The following is a 16,468-nucleotide window of genomic DNA, read 5'->3' on the forward strand; positions in this document are numbered from 1 at the left end:
GCCCTAGAATAAGGTTATCTCCCCGCGCAGGTCCTGGGTGAGCAGGCGGGCCGTTTCGCGGGCCGGACGGTTGAGTCCCAGCACGAACATCAGCTTGGTGATGGCCGCCTCAGGGGTGATGTCCTCCCCGCCAATGATGCCCAGCTCCGTGAGATGGGCGCTGGTTTCGTAGGTTCCCTGCACCACCCTTCCCTCCTCGCACTGGCTGACGTTGAGCAGCTGTACGCCCCGGTCGCGGGCCTCGCGCAAACAGCGCAGAAACCAGGGCGCCGTGGGGGCGTTGCCGGCGCCGTAGGTTTCCAGCACCCCGCCCCGCAGCCCATCGACTTCGAGCATTGCCCGCACCACCCGCTCGGAAATACCCGGGAAGAGCTTCAGCAACACGACTTCATCGGCGAGGAGCTGGTGAGTCCGCAGCGGCGCGGAGGGCAGCATGCGGATGTGGCGGTCGTTGAATTCCACGTCGATGCCGGCTTCGGCCAGGGGTGGGTAGTTTTCGCTTCGAAAGGCGTTGAACTTCTGGCTTTCCACCTTCCGGGCCCGGTTGCCGCGAATCAGCTGGTCGTTGAAAAAGATGCAGACCTCGGGCACACGGACCGTGCCGGCGCGGGGGTGGCGGGCCACGGCAATTTCCAGGGCCGTAATCAGGTTGCGGCGGGCATCGGTGCGGATGCGGCCTACGGGCACCTGCGCTCCGGTCAGCACCACGGTTTTGCCCAGGCTTTCGAGCAGAAAGCTTAGCGCGGCGGCCGTATAAGCCATAGTGTCGGTGCCGTGCAGCACCACGAAGCCGGTGTAGTCGTGGTAGTGCTGCTGGATAAGGGCGGCCAGCGTAAGCCAGTCGGTGGCGGTGACGTTGGAGGAGTCAATCAGCTGGGGCAGACTCAGCACCGACACGCGCATGTTGAGCTGGCGCAGCTCGGGCATCTTCTTCTGAATCTGCCCGAAGTTCATGGGCGTCAGCTCGCCCTTCTTGTTGAAGACCATGCCCACGGTACCGCCGGTGTAAATAACGAGCACGGAGCTGACCGGCCCATCCGTGGGGCGGGAAGGCTCAATCTCGACCAGGTATGACTCGAAGGGCAGGGCGGCGGACAGCAACGGCAGGGCAGGCTAAGGGTAGGCGGGAAACCCGGGCAAGCTACAAATTGAACAACTCCCGGGCGTTGCGCGTCGTGACCTCGACAACTTCCTCCACGTCGCGGCCCAGCAGCTCGGCTACGCGCCGGGCAATCAGGGGCAGATAGGCCGGCTCGTTGCGCTTGCCGCGGTGGGGCACGGGAGCCAGGTAAGGACAGTCGGTTTCGAGCAGCAGGTGCTCCAGGCCGAGGCCGGGCAGCACCTTGTCGAGGCCGCCGTTCTTGAACGTGGCCACGCCCCCGATGCCGAGCTTGAAGCCCAGCTTAAGGGCGCGCTCGGCTTCGGCCGGGGTGCCAGAAAAGCAGTGAAACACGCCGCGCAGGGTGCCGTCCTGCCCCTGCTCGATCAGGTCGGCGGTTTCGGTAAAGGCGTCGCGGGTGTGCAAAACCAACGGAAGCTTGTGCGTTTTGGCTAGGCTTATCTGCACGCGCAGGGCTTCCTGCTGCTGGGCCAGAAAGGTTTTGTCCCAGTACAGATCCAGCCCGCACTCCCCTACCGCCGCGAACGGCCGCCGCCCGAGCCACTCTTCTACCTGGTACAGCTCCCGCTCAAAATCCTTACCCACCGAGCACGGGTGCAGGCCTATCATGGCAAAGCACTGCTGCGGAAACCGGGCCTCGGTTTCGAGCATGCCGTCGATGCTGGTGTGGTCGATGTTGGGCATCACAATGGTCTGAACTCCGGCTTCGTAGGCCCGGTTCAGCATGTCGTCGCGGTCGGGCTTGAACTGCTCGGAATAGACGTGGGCGTGGGAATCAGTAAGGTGCATGGCAACGGGTTGAGCCGGCAAAGGTAGGCGTTGCGCCCGGCTGTGCCGAAGGCAAGGCATCCTTTCGGATGGCCTGCCGGGAGCTTAGCGGTAACGACGGCCTTTCCACTCAAACTCCAGGGGCAGCAGGCGGTAAACGGCCAGGGCTGTGCCCAGCCCCAGGGAATACAGCTCGAAAGCCGGCATCAGCCACCACGGAGCGGGCTGCCCGGCGCGGCGAAAGCAAAACCAGACCATCAGCCCCTGCAACACCATCTTGGCAGCCCATACGCCTACTGCCACCTCGATTCCCATCAAAAAAGCCAGCGGCAGCAGGGCGGCGTAGAACAGGCCGTAGAAGAGCAGCGTGGCTTTCAGCCACCCGGGCAAGCCCTCCACCCCGCGCAGCCAGCGGCGGCGCTGCTGCAGCAGGCGCGGCACCGAGGGAACCGGCAGGGAAAACGCCAGCACCTCGGGCCGGAAGACGTTGCGAAACGAAAACCCCTGTGCTACCGTGGCCACGAACAAGGCATAGTCCTCGACAATCGAAAACGGCAGCTGCTCGTAGCCGCCGGTGGCTTCGTAGGCCGCCCGGGTGACCAGCATATTGTTGCCCATGGCCGTCACGGGCACGCTGCGGTCGGCCACGACCTGCACCAACCCCAGGGAGAACAGCCAGTCCATGCCCTGCAGCTGATCGAGCAGACGGGGGCCGCGCACCAGCGTGAGGCCGGTGACGGTACCAACCGGGCCGGTGGCGTAGGAAACCATGGCCTCAACCCAGCCGGGCGGCACGGCAATGTCGGCGTCGGTGATCAGGAAGTACTCGGTGGTGGCCTCCCAGGCCAGGTGAGCCAGCACGTTGGCCTTGCCCCGGGCCTGGCCCAGGTTTTCGGTGATGGTCAGGCAGCGAAACGAGCCGGCGTAGCCCTGCATGGCCTGCTCGGCCACCGCCCGGGTCTGGTCGGTGGAGGCGTCGTTGCCGAGCAGCACCTCCACCAGCTCCGGGGGGTAGGAAAGGGAGCGAATGGCGAGCAGGCAGCGGCCGATGGCAGTTTCCTCGTTGCGGGCGGCAATCAGAATGCTTACCCGGGGCAGCGGCCGGTCGAGCGGTACCGGGGCCGGGCGCTTCCGGCTCAGGAACAGCCCCAGGGCCAGCAGCAGACCGGCCAGCCACAGCCCGAAATACCCGCCCAGCAGCACTTTGCCCAGCAGCGGCCAGGAAATATCAAGGGCGAAAAGCAAGGCGAAGAAGGAAGACATAGAACTCAGAGCTGAGAACTTAGTACTTAGACAGCGGACAACTCTGAAATCCAGTCTCAGTTCTGAGTTCCAGGTTCTCAGGTCTACTCAAAGCGCGGCAAAGCGGTAGCCCTGGCCGGCAAAATGCTCGAGGTAGCGGGGCAGCACGTAGCGCAGGTTGCGGCTGGCCTTGACGCTGTCGTGAAACACCACGATGGAGCCCGGGCGGGAGTAGCGAATGGCATTGCGCAGACACTTTTCCGGGTTCAGGGTGGCATCGTAGTCGCAGGTCAGCAGGTCCCACATCACCACCTGGTGCGTGGCCCGCAAATCCTGGGCGAGCGGCGGGGTAATGCGGCCGTAGGGCGGGCGCATCAGCGGACGGGCCTCCGGAGCGGGCAGCAGGGCATCCAGCTCCTGCTGGCACCGGACTACCTCGGCCAGGTATTCAGGCCGGGAAACCGCCCAGCCGCTGACGTGGTGCTGGGTATGGTTGGCCAGACGGTGCCCGGCGGCCAGCACCTGCCGGGCAATGTCCGGGTGCCGGGCCAGGTTGTCGCCCACGCAGAAAAACGTGCCCTTCGCATCAAACCGGGCCAGCTGCTCGAGCACAAAAGGCGTTTCCCCGGGGATGGGGCCGTCGTCGAAGGTCAGATAGAGCGTGTTGTCAGTGGCGGGCAGGCGCCAGAGGCAGTCGGGCAACAGGCGGCGGGCGGCAGAAGGCAGACGGTAAAGGCGCACGGGCAAAAAGAAAAGGCAGGCAAAGCAGCAGGGCTGCCGCTGGGCCTGGTTAAAAACGATTTGTCATCCTGGGCAAAGCTTCGCTTCAGGAGGAAAAACTGGTAGTCAGCGTCAAGTTACTACCGGCCGACTCAAGCGGCAGGCTTCCCTCCTACTTCCGCCAGCATCTGCCCCAGCCGCCGGGCGCTGTCGTCCCAGGAAAACCGCCTTACGTTGGCCGCTCCTTTCCCAATCAGCTCCTGCCGCAGCGCAGCATCGGCCTGGAGCCGGATCAGCGCATCGGCAATGGCTTCCACCGAAAACGGGTCGACCAGCAGGGCTCCTTCGCCGGCCACTTCGGGCAGGGAACTGCAGTTGGAAGTCAGCACGGCGCACCCGCTGGCCTGGGCCTCGATAATGGGAATGCCGAAGCCTTCGAAGTACGGCACGTACACGGTGGCCAGCGCGGCGGCGTACAGCCCCGTCAGCTCGTCGTCGGAAACCCGCCCGGTGAGCAGCACCGCGCTTTTGTGGTGCATCTGCTGGTACACGTTAAAGATAGGCCCCGCTTTCCAGGCCTTGCGCCCGACCACCAGCAGCTGCGTATCGGCGCCGGTGCGGGTTTTGAAAGCGTCGAAGGCCCGGAGCAGGTTGACCAGGTTTTTGCGCGGCTGCAAGGCGCCCACGAACAGAAAGTAGGGCCTGCCGCCGCTGAACCGGGCCCGAACCAGCTGCTGAGTCTCAGCGGGCTGGGGCCGGAAGCGGGCATCGGCCGCGTTGTACACGACGCTGATCTGCTCCGCAGGCAGGCCGTAGGTTTTCACCAGATCCTGGCGGGTGGCTTCCGACACGGCCACTACCCGGTGAGAGGCGCGGGCAAAGCGGGGGGCAAAGTAGTGATAGTACTTGCGCTGCAGCCAGCCTACGTCCTGGGGAAAATGCTCGAAGGCCAGGTCGTGCATCACCGTGACGCGGGGCACCGTGGTACGCAGCGTGGTAAAGCCGTCGGGGCTCAGGAAAACGTCGGGTTGGAGGCGGGCCAGGGCCCGCGCTACGGCCCCCTCAAACCAGGCGATAAACAGAAACGGGTGCCGGGCCGGGGGCGACAACACCAGCGGGGTTACGTTGGGCCCGAACACGTAGTGCGGGTCGAAGGGCCGGTCGAAGAAGAAGGTGAAGCGGTGCTCGGGGTGCTGCTGCACCAGCCGGCTCAGCGTTTCGTAGGTGAAGCGCCCGATGCCCTCCAGCTCGCGGCCGGGTAACAGAAAGCGGACGTTGACGGCAATGTGCAAGGCAGCGGTGACTGGGGACCGGCAAAGCTACCGGGAAAGCGGGGTTCTGCCAACCAGCTAGTTTTTCAGCTTGATTTCCGTCGGGTATTTAAACTCGGCCGCACTCAGCGCCTGCTTGGCAACCTCCTGCGCGGTGGAGGTCCACACGTACTTATTTTTATGATCCGTCATTACGAACTTAAGCGACAATGCTCCGTCAGTGGCCTGCAGGTATTTGCTCCACTCCCCGAAGGTATGCCTGGCAAATGGGGCCACGTCAACCTTCACGGCCGGCGTGTAGTAGTAAATGGTTGTGATGTTGTCGGTTTCGATCTGGATTGCCTTACAGGGGTAGCCGGCAATGGTTTCCTGTTTATCGAGCTTGGTTACGACAAACTTCTGCGATGTCTGGGTAGCCCCGTCGAATTTCTGAGCCGTGTTGTCCTTCCCGAAGTAATAGTACAGGTTGTCCTCGCTCGTGTACAGCTGCATCCACCTATTGTTCTCATCATAGGCTTTATAGCTCCGCTCGTTGATAAAGTACCGCTGCTCACGGCCCAGAATTGGGGCGACCCGCTCGGTAATATCATTCCCATTCAGGTCGGAAAACGAGTATTTGTACATGATCCTACCGACGAAATTGTCTTTGCCGGCGGTAAACGAAGTCAGCATGGCCGACAACACTAGAAAAGAGAACAGGAAAGACTTCTTCATCGGTCGTTTAAGCGAGAATCTGATTTAAAGGCAAGAGAAAGCCTACTCGTTGCGGTCGATGCCCGTCACGGTAATCGTGTTGGTGCGGTCGATGGCGATGTCGTAGTCGTAGCAGGTTCCGATCTGGGTGGTCTTGACGGCCGTGTTGGTGCCCACGGTAGCGGTGAAGGTAACCTGCCCGCCGGCGTAGCTGGCGTAGTCAGACGACGTGTTGGGCTCCACGTTGTTGATGTTGATGGTGTTGCCGTCCGACGTCTTTACCTGGACGCTGGCTTTCTGGGTGCCGTTGTTGATGATGCGGGCCCGGGGATTCTCGTCGATGCACTTGCTGCAGCTGCTGACAACCACAGTGGCTCCCACGAGGAACAGGGAGCTGAATCGGAAAGTCTTCATGACGTTGGCAATTGGAAGTTAGTGAACACGCAAGATACTGTTTCTTGGTGCGGAGTTTCGCAAGGTAAAAATCAGGTTTCGCAGGATATTACGGGAACCTCACTGCGCAACCTACTCCTTACCTTGCGAGCCCTCGCGCTGCTACCGGCCCAGCGCCTGGCGCAGCTCCCGTACCCGCACCACGCCGGTCAGGAACAGGATACCGACGAATGCCAGACCTGCCAGCACGGCTTCAATCAGCCACTGATTTACGACCAGCCGCAGCCCCCAGAACGCGGCGCAGAGCAAGCCAAAGGCCAGCAGCAGGCGCAGCAGAATCAGCCAGGGAATGGCCACGCCGGTGCGGCGGTGCACCAGCCACAGGTAGCCCACCGATACCACCACGGCGCAAACCAGCGTGTCGAGGGCGGCGGCCACGGCCCCAAACCGGGGTAGCAGCACCAGGTTCAGACCCACGTTCAGGGCAATGCTGACGGCGACCAGCCAACTGACGGCCCGCTCGTGGTTGGTGCTGGTGAGCAGGTTGCTGTAGATGGCAAAAAAGGCGTGCACCAGCACGTTCACGATGAGCACGCGCAGGCAAAGCGCCATCCGGGCTACTTCAGCCGGACTACTGTGGCTGAATTGCCAGAACAGCACCTCGGCCCGGAACAAGACAAACGCGCCCACGAACAGCAGCGGCACCGTCACGACGCGCTGCCCAAACCAGAGCAGCTCCCGCTGGGCCGCGGGCTCCCCCGTGACGCGGGCAAACCGGGCGAAGAATAGCGGCAGCACCGTCCAGAGGTACATCATGATGGCGTCGATCCAGCGGTAGGCGCCCACGTAGATGCCCGCCTCGGTGGGCGTGGCCAGGCGCTCAATCATCACCACGTCAATCTTCTCATTGATACCGTACACCAGGGCAATGACGGCGAACGGCAGGCTTTCCTTGAGTACGGCCCGCACCTGCTCCCAGCGCAGACGGTAGCGCACCCAGCCGAAAAACCAGCTTACCAGCCCGTACAGCAGCGCAAACGTGAGGGCCGTAGCGGCGGCCCGGGCGTACACGTAGGAGTCGAGGCCCAGCCGGCCGATGCCCAGCAGACTCAGGACCATGACGAGCAGCAGGGCCTTTTCCAGCACCGAGAGCAGCGCGTCGGTGTTGAAGCGCTGATGGGCCTGGAGCGTACCGCGCAGAAACTGAATGTACTGCGTCAGGGTCAGGCCCACGGCGGTAATGGCGAGCAGGTAGAGCGTGTGCCCCCGGTGCCCGATCAGCCAGCCGGTTGCCACAATCAGAACCGGGAACACAACCGACAGCAAGCCCCGCAGCGGCAGAATCGAGGGAAAGTATTCGTCCAGAAACCCCGGGGAAGCCGCCACCCGCTTGGTGGAGAACTGCGTCAGGCCCAGATCGGAAAAAGCGGAAAAGATGAGCGTGAGCGACAACAGCGCCCCGAACGTGCCGTAGGCGGCGTGGCCCAGCCGGTCCTGCACCAGGTTTTCGACAACCACCCAGCCCGGCTTCACCAGCAGGTTGAGCAGCACCACGAAGCTGATATTTCCGAAAAACTTTTTGATGCGGCCGGGAACGAGAGGTGGACGGCAAAACTACAGAAAAACGCAACCCGCTGGTTAGTCGGCCGACCGGAACGGGGCAAGCCAAAACCCAAGCAAAGCCCGCCGCACAGGCGCAGAATGCCGCAGATTTCAAGTAGCTTTGCCTAATCCGACCATCCGCCCGCTTGCGCCGGTCGTACCGTTTGCACTTCTTCTTCCGGCATGTCATCCCCCTCGTATTCGCTGCTGGGCCTCTGGCCCGTTATTAATCGTTGGAAATACCTGGTGCTCTCGGCCGTGGTGCTGGCCCTGGTCGTGAGCGTAATCGTGGCGCTAATGCTGCCCAACGTGTATAAGTCCACCGCGGTGTTCTACCCCACCAACCCCCAGACCACCGACCCGGACCGCATCGTGACCGAGGGCGGCAAGCTCGAGCTGGGCGGCCGGGCCGAAGACCTGGACCGCGTCATCACCATCGGGGAGTCGCAGACGGCGGCCGAAATCATCGTCCGCAAGTTTCGCCTGGCCGAGCACTACAAATCCGGCAAGCCCGGGGATGAACTAGCCGACCAGGGGGCCCTGGAAGAACTGAACGGCAATATCAGCATCGTGCACAACGACCGCGACGCCATCGAGCTGACCGTGCAGGACGAGGACAAGGTGCTGGCCGCGAAAATGGCCAACGCCCTCGTGCTAGTTATTGACTCCATCAACCAGCAGCTCACGTTCGAAAACCGCCGCAAGATTATTGCCCTCTATGAGGAGCGGAAAAACTTTCTGGAGCACCAGTACCGCGTCACCCGCGACTCCCTGACCCAGGGCCGGCGGCGCTACGGCATCTACGGGATGGACCGGGAGTCGCGCTACCTGGCCCAGGAGATTGTGCAGACCGAAAGCGACCTGCGCCGGGCGGAGGGCGAAGTAGCGGCCGGGGGCGGCTCCGCAGCCCGGGTAGCCGGCCTGCGCCGCGCCCTGAAGGCACTGACCCAGGCCGAGGGCGGCAACCTGCTCAACCTGGAAAGCTACGTGGAAGGCACCGACCTGATGAACACGCTTTACGCCCGCTTCAACGACCTGCAGGCTCGTATGATTACGGCCCGCAGCGCCTATGAGTCGGCCCAGCTGGCCATCAGCAGCCGGATTTCGTCGATTTACGTGGTGCAGAAGGCGATGCCCGCCACCCGCAAGATCAAGCCCGTGCGCTGGCTGATCGTGGTTTCGTCGGTGTTCCTGACCCTGTCCCTGTCCATCGTCTTCATCACGTTGCTGGAGCTGTACCGCGGCAACCTGAGCGTGGGCCGCCCGGCGACGGAGCCCCGCGTTTAACCGATTCTGTCTTTGTTAGTTGTCAGTTGTTGGTTGTCTGTTGTCAGTATCGCCCTAACAACGGACAACCAACAACTGACAACTCAAAACCAACAACAGCTCTTTAACTCCCACTCATCATCTCGACATGGCCGGCCCTGCCCTGCTTCCCCGCCTGCTGCCCCAGGATAGCGCCCAGCGTTGGTACGTGGTGTTTGTGCTGCTGCTGCTGCTGGCCGGGACCGGGGCCTTGCTTTCCGGCTCCCCGCTGTGGCTGGCGGTGCCGGTAGCGGTGGTGGGCGCCCTGGTGCTGGCCGTCGACTGGCGCTGGGTTTACTACCTGCTGCTGATTACCCTGGCATTTTCCCGGGAGGTGCACCTGCCCGGGGGCCTGAGCATGGACGTGCCCTCCGAGCCCCTGATGCTGGTGCTGCTGGGCTGCTTCGCGGTGAGTGCCCTCACCAGCCGCACCCACGTAGCGGCGCGGTTCTGGTCCCACCCCCTGGTTATCATCATGGGTCTGGCGCTGCTCTGGTCGTCGGTATCGACGCTGTTCTCGGTTGACTCGATGAAGTCGGTGAAGTACCTGCTGGCCAAGACCTGGTACATCATTCCATTCGTGTTCGTAACGCTGGCCATCGTGCGGCGCCCGGCCGACGTGTGGCGGATAGCGGCGTTCTATACCGTTGGCGCTGCCCTTACGGTGCTTTACACGTCGGCGCGGCACGCCGGCCGGGGCTTCTCGTTCGACTCCATCAACTGGGCCATTCAGCCCTACTACATCAACCACGTAATCTACGCCGCGGTGCTGGCCCTGCTGGTGCCGTACGCGTTTTACGCGGCGCTGGAAAGCCCGTCCGGCCCCCGGCGACTGGCGTGGCGGATAGGGCTGGCCGTGCTGGTGTTCGGGGTGCTGCTGTCCTACACCCGGGCTTCCATCCTGTCCCTGCCCCTGGCAGCGCTGTTCTACGGCGTAGTGCGCCTGCGCCTGACCCGGGTGGTGCTGACCGGCGCCATCATAGCCGTGCTGAGCGGGGCGTTCTACTTCATGAGCCAGAACAACTACATGCTCTACGCCCCGGACTTTGAGAAAACCGTGTTCAACGGCCACAACTTCGAAAAGCACCTGGAGGCGACTTACAAGATGGAGGACGTGTCGGGCATGGAGCGGGTGTACCGCTGGGTGGCCGCCGCCCGCATGATCAGCGACAAGCCGCTGACCGGCAGCGGCCCGAGCACATTCTACCCTGAGTATAAGCGCTACACCGTCAAGAGCTTCCGGACCTACGTGAGCGACAACCCGGAGCACTCTACCACCCACAACTACTTTTTGCTGCAGATGGCCGAGCAGGGTGCCCCCGGCCTCATCCTGTTCGTTTTGCTGGTCGCCACGGCCCTGGTGCTGGTGGAGCGCCTCTACCACCGGGCCCGCACCCGGCAGCACCGCCGGCTGGTGCTGGCGGCGGGTTTGTCGCTGGTCATCATTACGTTCCACCTGCTGCTCAACGAGCTGGTCGAAGTGGACAAGATCGGCTCCTTCTTCTACATCGCCCTGGCTTTGCTGATGCGGGTCGAAGGTTGGATCGAGGAAGAAGCTGCAAGCCCCGAGCTGCCGGCCGCAAGCCAGGAAAGAGAAGCCTGAGACATGAAGCCCGCAAGCCGCAAGCTTGTAGCTTACTTAAACCGGCAGCTCAGAATGGTGATGTCGTCGGAAAAGCGGTTGCCGTTGACGTTAAAGGCTTCGATTTCCCGGAGCAGCTCATTATGCAGGGCGGGCAGGGGCAGGTACCAGTTGCGGCGCATGCAGCGCAGGATGCCTTCCTCGCCATACTCCTCCCCTTCCGCATCGAACACTTCGGTGAGGCCATCGGTGTAGTTGAGCAGCAGGGAGTGCGGGGGCAGCGTCACGCGGCCGACCTTGAGCATAGGCAGCTCGTCCATTACACCCAGCATAATGGTGCCCTCCTTGAGCATCTGCACCGAGCCGTTGTCGAGCATCAGCAGCGGGTCGTTGTGCCCGGCATTCACGAACTGCAGCTCCCGGTTCCGGCTGTCGTAGATGCCGAAGAACACGGTAATAAACTTGTCGCCCCGGGAGTTGCGGAAGATCAGGTTGTTCAGCTCGCTGACAATCGTGGCCAGGTCCACCTGCTGGCGGAGCAAGGTACGGAGCCCGGCCTGAAAGTTCGACATCAGCAGCGAAGCCGGCACGCCTTTGCCCGAGACGTCGGCCACGCAGAACATTACCCGGTGCTCATCAATGGGCACTACGTCGTAGTAGTCGCCCCCGATGGCGGCGTGGGGCACGTAGCTCGCACTCACGGCTACGGAGGCGTTGTTGGGCAGCTCCCGGGGAAAGAGCATGTTCTGCACTTCCTGGGCAATTTCAATTTCCTTGCGCATGGCCACGGCCGCCAGCTGCTGGCGCACGAGCCGCTGGTTTTCGATGGCCCCGATCAGGATGTTGCTCAGCGTTTCCAGAAACTTGGTGGCTTCATCGTTGGCGTAGTCCTGGTGCACGTTGCCGATCATCACATACGCCAGCAGCTCGCCGTTGTGAGGCACCGGAATCACCGTTTCCAGGGCCTGCCACTCCGCCCCCAGGTCCAGATCGGTTACCCGGCAGGCGCCATTGGTGCAGTTCTCCAGGATGGTTTCGGGCAGGGAAACCCGACGGAAGTCGGGCAGGCCGGCTCCAAACGAAACCACGCACTGCCACTGCCCGGCTTCCTGCACGTAAAGCACGAGGCGGCGAATGTTAAGCTGCCCGAGCAGGGTGAACTGAAAGATCTTGTACAGCGCGTCCTCGGTGGGGCCGTGGTTGATGGCCTGGGTGATTTCCAGCAGCGCGCTCAGCTCCCGCTCTTTCAGGAACAGGCGTTTGTCGGGAGAAGTCGTGAGCCTATCAGGCATGGGAGAGTGGAGTTTTAGGATCGTAGGCGTCGCGCAGGCCGTTGCCGAGCAGGTTGAAGCTCAGCACCAGCAGGCTGATGGCCAGCCCCGGCAGCAGGGTAAGCCACAGGCCGGCCTGGGTGCCTAATAGTTGAAAGCCTTCGTTTACCATCAGGCCCCACGAAGGCGCCGGCGGCTGCACGCCCAGCCCCAGAAAACTGAGGCCGGCTTCCAGCAGAATAGCCGCCGCAAAGTTACTTGTCGCAATTACGATAAGCGGGCCCGTCATGTTGGGCAGCAGGTGGCGGGCAATCAGCCGGCTCTGGGGCAAGCCCAGCACGCGGCCAGCTTCCACGAACGTCTTTTCGCGTAAACTCAGCATCTGTCCGCGCACCACCCGGGCCACGTCAACCCACATGGTCAGGCCCACGGCCACGAAGGACGTCCAGACGCCCTTGCTGTCGAGAGCCAGGGAAATAGCAATGACGAGCATAATGCCCGGAATGCTCCACACCACCGTCATCACGCCCATCAGCAGGCTGTCGACCCAGCCGCCCACGTAGCCGGCCACGGCGCCGATGAGCATACCCAGGGCCAGGGAAATCAGCACGGCCACCAGCCCGATGCCGAGGGAAATACGGGTGCCCAGCAGCAGGCGGCTCAGCTCGTCGCGCCCGGCTTTGTCGGTACCGAGCCAGTAGGTCCGCCGTACGATGCGGTCCTGCTCCACCACCTGCCGCAGCTCGGCCGCGCTGCCGGCCTGCCCGGCCAGCTGAGTCAACGAAAACCGCCGGGGCACATCAGCCAGGGCGCTGTGATTCTGATACGGCTCCACCAGCACGGAGTCGCCCTCAATGCGGTAGGAGCTGATGGGAATTTCCTGAAACTGCGGCGCCCGGCCGTACAGCCAGGTGTGCAGCGGTCCGGCATTGGCGGTGCCGGCCGAGTCGGGGGCGGGAATGCGCAGGATGGTAGCCGAGAAGCCGGGCGGCTCCTTCTGCAGCTGCACCACGCCGCTGTTGGCGTCGGGCGAGGGGTCGGGCAGAATCCAGTAGCCGGCCAGTGCCACCAGCGTGCAGAGCAGGATAAAGCCCAGCCCGGCCATGGCCGGACGGTTGCCCAGCAGGCGCTGCCGGACGTAGTAGCCGGGCGGACGGGCCGGGGCAGCGGCACGAAGCGGCGCTATGGGGGAAGCAACGGCCACTGCTACCGGGAGTTGTGTTCCAGAAGGCCCGCCTTGGTGGCGAGGTAGTAGCAGTCCCGGCAGATGGCACCAAAGGACGTGACTTCGTAGGCCTGCTCGGTGTCGGGGTCAGGATAAAAGAACTTCACGTACTGCTGCTCAAGCAGGCCCCGCAGGCCCTTTTCCACCTCTGCGGCGGGCAAACCGGTTTTTTGGGTCAGGTCGCGAAAGGAGGTAACGAAGTACAGCTCGTCGAGCAAGTCAAACTCAGGATCAGTCACGGCAAGGGCGGGAAGGCAGCAAGAAGGTAAGCAAATGTAGCGTTGGGCGGCGGTATTTGCGAAGAAACCGGCAAAGTAGCTCTTCCCTCCGCCACGCAACTACCTCCGAACCTGCTTTACGGCGCTGCCGCCGAAACGGACCAGCCGCGGCCACCGCCTGCCCCGGCATTTACGCGCTGCTCTTCCCGGGCACTGCGCAGCAGCGCGCGTCAGTTCTTTGCGTAACTGAAAGCCTGGCGGCTCACCGAACTGCTACTGCCCGGGAGCCCTGCTTCGATTCCCACTCGACGTAGGTCAGAATCGACTTGATTTCGTCGTCCGACAGCTGGAAGCTGGGCATTTGCTGCTTCTGGTACTGGTTGAAGATCTTCACGGCGTACGCGTCGCCGGAGGCTACCAGCTTGCTGGAGTTTTTAACCCACGGCACCAGCCAGGAAACCGGGCGCCGCCGGGTGATGCCCGCCAGGGCCGGCCCTACCACTACGTCGTTGATGCCGTGGCACTGGGCGCAGTTGCCTTTGAACAGGGCGTCGCCCGAGGCTACCTCGGCCGGCATCGGAACGGCGGCAACTGCGGAGGTTGTGGAATCGGTGGCGGCACGAGCCGACTGCCCGCTGCCAGTGCCATCCGGAGCTCCGGCTATCAGCCCGGTCGACATAAAAAACAAGGCGCCGATTGCCCCGACGATCAGGACCATGCAAAGCGGCAGAATAAATCCCAGAGCGTTTTTATTCATCGAAAGAGGGCAGCCGGGCTGCGTTGGTTAAGACGCTCAAATGTGGCCCCCGACAGCGGTATAAACAACTAAAAAAGCACTTATATCCGCCCCAGCTGACGCCCCTTCCACTGGTATCCGCCCCGCAGCCCGAACAGCCCGGTAGCCAGGGCGTAGGGCGCGTATCCCAGCTGCAAAAGCAGTACCCACCCAAGCCACCGTTGCCGGCCCAGAAACCCGAGCACCGGGAACAGAAACCAGGCGTCGGCGCCGATCTTCAGGGCCCAGCCGAGCCCCACCCAGGGCCAGAGGGCCGCATTGAGCAACGCCAGCACCAGCCCGGCTGTCAGCGCCACATTAGCCAGGAGTACCAGCACGGCGAGCTGCTGCGGGGCCGCTGCCTCGTAGTGCCGCCACTTGCTGGCCCACCGCACCCGCTGGGTCAGCAACGCTCCCAGGCTAGGCGGGGCGGGGGTCCGGACAATGGCCGCGGGGTTTTTCAGAAACCGGATGCTCCCGGGAAACTCCCGGTGGAGCTTGTGAAGCAGAAACTCGTCGTCGCCACTGGCCAGGTGGTCGTTGCCTCCGAAGCCCTGCACGGCCGCGAAGGCGTCGCGGCGGTACGCCAGGTTGGCTCCGTTGCACATGGTGGGTGCCCCGGCTCCGATGCAGGCGGCCCCCACTCCGACCAGGCCCGCAAACTCCAGCCCCATCAGCGCGTCGAGCCCCGAGCCGCCCGGCGTCAGCAGCACGGGTCCGCTGATGAAGCGTGCTTCGGGGTCATGGCTCAGCAGGGCGGCGTAACTGGCTAGCCAGTCGGGGCTCACCCGGCAGTCGGCATCGGTGCAGACCACCCACGGAGCCCGGGCCACGGCCAAGGCAGCCTGGAGGGCCGCTTTCTTGCCCGTCGGCTGGCCGGGCTGCTCGCTTAGCCGAAGCAGCCGAAACGCCGGAAAAGCCGCTGCGGCCCGCTCGACCACGGCGGCGGTGGCGTCGATGGAATGGTCGTCGATGATGAGCACCTCGAAGGCACCGGGCGGCAGACGCTGCTTTTGCAGGTCGCTCAACAGCCCGGGCAGCGCAGCCGTTTCGTTGCGAGCCGCCACCAGTACCGAGAACAGCAGGCCTTGTCCGGGTGAAACGGCCGGGGCCGGGTGGGCCGGAATTTCCGGCAGCTGCTCCCAGGCCCGGCGCAGCACCAGCATCAGGCCGGCGTAGAGAGCCGGAGCCAGCAAAAGCAGTCCGCCAAGCCAGATGGGGCTCATGCGGCCGAAGCCGGAGCAGTACCGGCCTTACGTCGCTGAAACACCTTTAGGCGCAGCACGAACAGCAGCCCCGCGGCGCTGGGCAGGGCAATGTTGATTACCCACAGGCTAAGGCTGGCGCTGAGCACCGGCAGCAGGGGCTGCCCCAGCAGCCCGAACAGGTGGGTGGCCGACAGCTCCCGCACGCCCACGTCGGCCAGGGCGTTGAGCGAGGGCACCACCGACTTCATCAGAAACGTGCCGGCAATGGCGGCTAGCCCGGAGCCCACCGCCGGCCGGGCCCCGTAGGCGTAAAGCAGCAGGCCAAACTGCACGCAGAACACCGCGTAGCGCAGCGCCGACAGCCCCAGCACGATGTGCAGGGCCCGGGCCGAATAGGTGGGCATCACGGCCAGGTAACGCCGGAACCGCCGCAGGGGCCGCACCAGGGTAAGAGCCGCCAGCAGCAGCCGGCTCCGGTACAGGGGCAGCAGCACGGCCAGGTTCAGCAGGGCCGTGGCGCCCACGATGCCCAGGCCGGTAGCCGGGTAGCCCTGCACGTAAAATGTGAGCAGAAAGTACAGCAGTCCCGCCGAGCCGGCCAGCACCGTGACGACCAGCTGGCAGTAGCGACCCAGGAACACGGCCCCCAGGGCATCGAGGCGGCGGCTTTTCAGCTCGATGATGCGTCCGGCGTAGTCGCCCACGCGGTTGGGAGTCACGAAGCCCAGGGTCAGGCCTACCAGCACCGCCCGGAAGCTGCGCTGAAACGACACCGGCTCGAGGTGCCGGGCCAGGCGCCACCACTTCCAGGCTTCCAGCCCCCAGTTCACCGGCACCAGCGCGACGGCCGCCAGCACCGGGCCCTGCCCCGCCCCGGTCAGGGCCGTGGCCAGCAGGGTGCGCCAAGCCGCCGCCGTGTCGGGCGCGGAAAAGACGGAATGGTATAGCAGCCCCAGCGTAAGGCCCGTAATAACCAGCTTGCCAGCAATTTCCAGCCATCGACGGCGCCGCATGGCAACTTCCGGCTTTTGCGCGTAGTTTTGTAGAAGGTGGTCGGGCAAAATGACGGGCGGGC

At 63.7% G+C, this 16,468-nt stretch carries 16 protein-coding genes; 2 read left to right on the forward strand and 14 right to left on the reverse strand.

All coding sequences use genetic code 11. The features are described from left to right. Positions 1–3 precede the first annotated feature (3 nt). The 8 genes from LJY25_RS02835 to LJY25_RS21345 all read right to left on the reverse strand — a co-directional run bounded on the left by LJY25_RS02835 (position 4) and on the right by LJY25_RS21345 (position 7,761). Entirely contained in the window at positions 4–1,101 is a 1,098-nt protein-coding gene (locus LJY25_RS02835; RefSeq protein ID WP_227606707.1) for an asparaginase, read from the reverse strand. Positions 1,102–1,141: 40 nt separating this feature from the next. Continuing rightward, a complete protein-coding gene (locus LJY25_RS02840) occupies positions 1,142–1,909 on the reverse strand; it encodes a TatD family hydrolase (protein ID WP_227606708.1) in 768 nt (255 codons plus the stop codon). A gap of 84 nt (positions 1,910–1,993) precedes the next feature. Further along, complete coding sequence (locus tag LJY25_RS02845; RefSeq protein WP_227606709.1) at positions 1,994–3,151, reverse strand: glycosyltransferase; 1,158 nt, start codon at positions 3,149–3,151, stop codon at positions 1,994–1,996. Positions 3,152–3,238: 87 nt separating this feature from the next. Next, complete coding sequence (locus LJY25_RS02850) at positions 3,239–3,871, reverse strand: polysaccharide deacetylase family protein (RefSeq protein WP_227606710.1); 633 nt, start codon at positions 3,869–3,871, stop codon at positions 3,239–3,241. A gap of 131 nt (positions 3,872–4,002) precedes the next feature. Then, positions 4,003–5,142, reverse strand: a complete 1,140-nt coding sequence (locus LJY25_RS02855; RefSeq protein ID WP_227606711.1) for a glycosyltransferase family 4 protein — start codon at positions 5,140–5,142, stop codon at positions 4,003–4,005. 57 nt (positions 5,143–5,199) lie between these two features. After that, complete coding sequence (locus LJY25_RS02860; protein WP_227606712.1) at positions 5,200–5,835, reverse strand: hypothetical protein; 636 nt, start codon at positions 5,833–5,835, stop codon at positions 5,200–5,202. Between the two features lie 42 nt (positions 5,836–5,877). Beyond that, complete coding sequence (locus LJY25_RS02865) at positions 5,878–6,228, reverse strand: hypothetical protein (protein ID WP_227606713.1); 351 nt, start codon at positions 6,226–6,228, stop codon at positions 5,878–5,880. Positions 6,229–6,369: 141 nt separating this feature from the next. Further along, positions 6,370–7,761 (reverse strand): oligosaccharide flippase family protein, encoded by a 1,392-nt coding sequence (locus tag LJY25_RS21345; RefSeq protein ID WP_227606714.1) that lies wholly within the window; start codon positions 7,759–7,761, stop codon positions 6,370–6,372. A 231-nt stretch (positions 7,762–7,992) separates the two neighbouring features. Here LJY25_RS21345 and LJY25_RS02875 point away from each other — a divergent pair, with 231 nt between their 5' ends. Both LJY25_RS02875 and LJY25_RS02880 read left to right on the forward strand, forming a co-directional pair. Continuing rightward, positions 7,993–9,096 carry a GumC domain-containing protein gene (locus tag LJY25_RS02875; RefSeq protein WP_227606715.1) on the forward strand — a complete coding sequence of 368 codons (1,104 nt, stop codon included), beginning with the start codon at positions 7,993–7,995 and terminating at the stop codon, positions 9,094–9,096. Between the two features lie 127 nt (positions 9,097–9,223). Continuing rightward, complete coding sequence (locus LJY25_RS02880) at positions 9,224–10,717, forward strand: O-antigen ligase family protein (protein WP_227606716.1); 1,494 nt, start codon at positions 9,224–9,226, stop codon at positions 10,715–10,717. Positions 10,718–10,749: 32 nt separating this feature from the next. Here the strand turns inward: LJY25_RS02880 and LJY25_RS02885 are convergent, their stop codons facing one another. From LJY25_RS02885 to LJY25_RS02910, 6 genes are all read right to left on the reverse strand, one after another. Beyond that, complete coding sequence (locus LJY25_RS02885; RefSeq protein ID WP_227606717.1) at positions 10,750–11,988, reverse strand: PP2C family protein-serine/threonine phosphatase; 1,239 nt, start codon at positions 11,986–11,988, stop codon at positions 10,750–10,752. Further along, positions 11,981–13,171 (reverse strand): ABC transporter permease, encoded by a 1,191-nt coding sequence (locus LJY25_RS02890; protein ID WP_227606718.1) that lies wholly within the window; start codon positions 13,169–13,171, stop codon positions 11,981–11,983. The genes LJY25_RS02885 and LJY25_RS02890 overlap by 8 nt, the downstream gene beginning before the upstream one ends. Before the next feature lie 2 nt (positions 13,172–13,173). Beyond that, complete coding sequence (locus tag LJY25_RS02895; RefSeq protein ID WP_227606719.1) at positions 13,174–13,431, reverse strand: hypothetical protein; 258 nt, start codon at positions 13,429–13,431, stop codon at positions 13,174–13,176. 241 nt (positions 13,432–13,672) lie between these two features. Then, positions 13,673–14,128: a c-type cytochrome gene (locus tag LJY25_RS02900; protein ID WP_227606720.1), complete on the reverse strand. Its 456-nt coding sequence runs from the start codon at positions 14,126–14,128 to the stop codon at positions 13,673–13,675. A 119-nt stretch (positions 14,129–14,247) separates the two neighbouring features. Further along, a complete protein-coding gene (locus tag LJY25_RS02905) occupies positions 14,248–15,411 on the reverse strand; it encodes a glycosyltransferase (RefSeq protein ID WP_227606721.1) in 1,164 nt (387 codons plus the stop codon). Then, positions 15,408–16,406, reverse strand: coding sequence for a lysylphosphatidylglycerol synthase transmembrane domain-containing protein (locus tag LJY25_RS02910; RefSeq protein WP_227606722.1), 999 nt, complete (start codon positions 16,404–16,406; stop codon positions 15,408–15,410). Before LJY25_RS02910 ends, LJY25_RS02905 begins: the two co-directional genes overlap by 4 nt. Positions 16,407–16,468: the final 62 nt, after the last annotated feature.

Origin of the sequence: Hymenobacter translucens, assembly GCF_020685205.1 — a bacterium.
GTDB lineage: Bacteria > Bacteroidota > Bacteroidia > Cytophagales > Hymenobacteraceae > Hymenobacter > Hymenobacter translucens.